Origin of the sequence: uncultured Mycobacterium sp., from assembly GCF_964249325.1 — a bacterium.
In the GTDB taxonomy this organism is placed as follows: domain Bacteria; phylum Actinomycetota; class Actinomycetes; order Mycobacteriales; family Mycobacteriaceae; genus Mycobacterium.
In genome coordinates, this window is the sequence record NZ_CAXUCH010000095.1 from 1 (window position 1) to 3,388 (window position 3,388).

General features: G+C 67.1%; 2 protein-coding genes and 2 pseudogenes (1 of these 4 cut by a window edge). All 4 read left to right on the forward strand.

Features of this window, described 5'->3' with window-relative positions:
• Window positions 1-32 precede the first annotated feature (32 nt).
• Window positions 33-1,262: pseudogene (locus tag ACFE99_RS13505) on the forward strand (FHA domain-containing protein); the annotation flags it as partial.
• A 126-nt stretch (window positions 1,263-1,388) separates the two neighbouring features.
• Window positions 1,389-1,856, forward strand: coding sequence for an FHA domain-containing protein (locus ACFE99_RS13510; protein WP_083087989.1), 468 nt, complete (start codon window positions 1,389-1,391; stop codon window positions 1,854-1,856).
• Window positions 1,853-3,331, forward strand: a complete 1,479-nt coding sequence (locus tag ACFE99_RS13515; RefSeq protein ID WP_375486052.1) for a protein phosphatase 2C domain-containing protein — start codon at window positions 1,853-1,855, stop codon at window positions 3,329-3,331. Before ACFE99_RS13510 ends, ACFE99_RS13515 begins: the two co-directional genes overlap by 4 nt.
• Window positions 3,328-3,388 (forward strand): annotated as a pseudogene (locus ACFE99_RS13520) (FtsW/RodA/SpoVE family cell cycle protein); it runs 1,343 nt beyond the window's last position. Before ACFE99_RS13515 ends, ACFE99_RS13520 begins: the two are co-directional and overlap by 4 nt.

Consider the following 3,388-nt stretch of genomic DNA (forward strand, 5'->3'; position numbering starts at 1 on the left):
CAAAATACCCTACTTTTGCGCTCCGCTGAGTCCAGTCCTCTAACATTCTCCGCTGTCAGTTCCTAGCTCGCTGGGGGTGCTATCCGTTCGACCAACCCCGCCCGACCGCCGGTGATTTCGCCCCGCCACAATCAGATTGTGCGTTTCACGCAGAACCAGGAGTACCAGCAATGACTGAGAATTCCAGCTATCGCGGGGGCCAGGGGCAGGGGCGGCCCGGCGACGACTATTACGACGACCGCTACGGGCGTCCGCAAGACGATGCGCGCGGTGGCCAGGAATCGCGTGGTGGGCAAGAGCCGCGTGGTGGATATCCGCCGGAATCGGGTGGTTACCCGCCGTCCGGCTATCCGCCGCCGCCAACAGAGTACGGCGGCTATCCCGACCAGGGTGGCTATCCGGAACAGGGCGGATACGACCAGCGCGGGTACGAACAGGGCGGCTACCAGGAGCACGGCGGTTATCCGGACCAGCGTGGCTATCCCGATCAGCGCGGGTACGAACAGGGCGGCTACCCAGATCAAGGCCGCTACGGCGACCAGGGTCGCTACCCCGACCAGGGTCCCGGTGGCTACCCGCCGTCCTACCAGCAACGTCCGCCGGCTGGCTACGGCGCGCCCGGCTACGACTCGGGCTACCGCCAAGGCGGCTACGGTCCCCCCGCCGGCCCCGGTTACGGCGAGTACGACTACGGCCGCGGCCCCGCTCGCCCTGACGAGGGCGCCGGCTACGGCCAACCCCAACGGCCCGGCTACCCAGAAGCCGGCGGCGGTTACGAGGGCTACGGCCCCGGGTATGGCCGCCAGGACTACGGCCAACCCGACTACGGCAGCTACGGCGAGGGTCCCAGCGGCGGCGTTTACGCCCCTCCCGGCAGCGGATACGCCGAGCCCGCCGGCCGCGATTCCCACTCCGCCCAACCCCCCGCAGCCGGGGGGTCCGGCGGCTACGGCTAGACCGGCAACCCGTCGCGCGGCAGGGCGGTCACGCTGCAGCTCGACGACGGCAGTGGTCGGACCTATCAGCTGCGTGAAGGCACCAACATCATCGGCCGTGGACAAGACGCCCACTTCAGGCTGCCCGACACCGGTGTGTCACGTCGCCACCTGGAGATCCGTTGGGACGGGCAGGTCGCTCTGCTGACCGACCTCAACTCCACTAACGGCACCACCGTCAACAACGCGCCGGTGCAGGAATGGCAGCTGGCCGACGGCGACGTGATCCGGTTGGGCCACTCGGAGATCATCGTCCATTTCCAGTGAGTTGACCGCGCGGCGAAGCTATCGAGCTTCGCCCCGCGTCGGCCGCCGTCCAAGTATCGTGACGTTGCTGATGTGCTCGGCATCGCGGGCGCGAGGTAGGCAGCGCCAGGACGGAGGGGACGCCAGATGCAGGGGTTAGTTCTGCAGCTGACGCGTGCCGGGTTCTTGTTGCTGTTGTGGGTCTTCATCTGGTCCGTGCTGCGAATCCTGCGCACCGATATCTACGCGCCCACCGGCGCGGTCATGGTGCGCCGCGGCCTGACGTTCCGCGGCACGCTGATGCCGTCGCGGCAGCGGCGCAACGTTCCACGCTACCTGGTGGTCACCGAAGGATCGCTGGCCGGCGCGCGCATCAGCCTTAGCGGGCAGCCCGTGCTGATCGGACGGGCCGACGATTCCACCCTGGTGCTCACCGACGACTACGCGTCGACGCGCCACGCGCGACTGACCCAGCGCGGCTCCGAATGGTATGTCGAGGACCTAGGATCGACCAACGGCACTTACCTTGACAGGGTGAAGGTGACGACGGCGGTACGAGTTCCGATCGGAACCCCGGTTCGGATCGGCAAAACGGTGATCGAGTTGCGCCCGTGACACTGGTCCTGCGTTACGCCGCTCGCAGCGATGTCGGCTTGGTCCGTTCCAACAACGAAGACTCGGTGTATGCCGGGGCGCGGCTGCTGGCCCTGGCCGATGGCATGGGTGGTCATGCGGCCGGGGAAGTCGCGTCCCAGTTGGCGATCGCCGCGTTGGCTCAGCTCGACGACGACGAGCCCGGCGGCGACCTGCTCGGCAAGCTTTACGACGCTGTGCAGCAAGGCAATTCAGCGATCGCCGCGCAGGTTGAGATGGAGCCCGAGCTGGAGGGCATGGGCACCACCCTCACCGCGATCCTGTTCGCGGGCGATCGCCTGGGGCTCGTGCATATCGGTGACTCGCGTTGCTACCTGCTGCGCGACGGCGAGCTGACGCAGATCACCAGAGACGACACCTTCGTCCAGACCCTGGTCGACGAAGGCCGCATCAGCCCGGAAGAAGCACACAGCCACCCGCAGCGCTCGCTGATCATGCGGGCTCTCACCGGACACGAGGTGGAGCCGACGCTGACCATGCGCGAGGTACGCGCCGGTGATCGCTACCTGCTGTGCTCGGACGGATTGTCCGACCCGGTCAGCGACGAAACCATTCTTGAGGCCCTGAAGATACCCGACGTAAGTGAAGCCGCCGACCGTCTCATCGAATTGGCTTTGCGCGGCGGCGGACCCGACAACGTGACCGTGGTGGTCGCCGACGTCGTCGACTACGACTACGGCCCGACGCAGCCGATCGTCGCGGGCGCGGTTTCCGGTGACTCCGATTATCAGGACCAACTGACCCGGCCCAACACCGCCGCCGGACGAGCCTCCGCTATCAGCCCGCGCAAAGACGTCGCGAAACGGGTTCTGCCGCAAGCTGATACGTTTACCCGTCCGCGGCGGTCGCGGCGGCGAATGGCTATCGCGATCACGCTGTTGGTGCTGCTTGTGTTGGCCGGGCTCGCGGTCGCGCGGGCCGTCATCCGCAACAACTATTACGTCGCCGGATACAACGGCAACGTGGCAATCATGCGGGGAATTCAGGGCTCGATACTGGGCCTGCCGCTGCACCAGCCGTACTTGCTGGGCTGCCTGACCGGCAACCAACTGTCCCAGATCAGCTACGACCAGTCCCAAGATCATCTGGGCTGCCACCTGATGAAGCTCGACGATTTGCGGCCGGCTGAACGCACTCAAGTGGCGGCCGGGCTTCCCGCCGGCAGCCTTGACGACGCGATCGCGCAGTTGCGCGAATTGTCAACGAACTCACTGCTGCCGCCGTGTCCGGCCCCGCGCGCTACATCGCCACCCGGTGAGACCAGCCGCAGCCCAGCGCCCAGCACCACTGCCAGCCCGCCGCAGACCCAACCTCCCGACCAGTCCTCCGAAACCGCAGCGCCTTCCACCATCGCGCCGTCCTCCGCCACCGCGCCAACCGTCACCGCGAATCCACCGCCACTTGAGCCGGGCACCGATTGCCGGGCGGCGGCATGACGACACAGCCGCACCCGGCGGTCACGCTGACACCTCCGCTGCCGAATCGGCGTAATG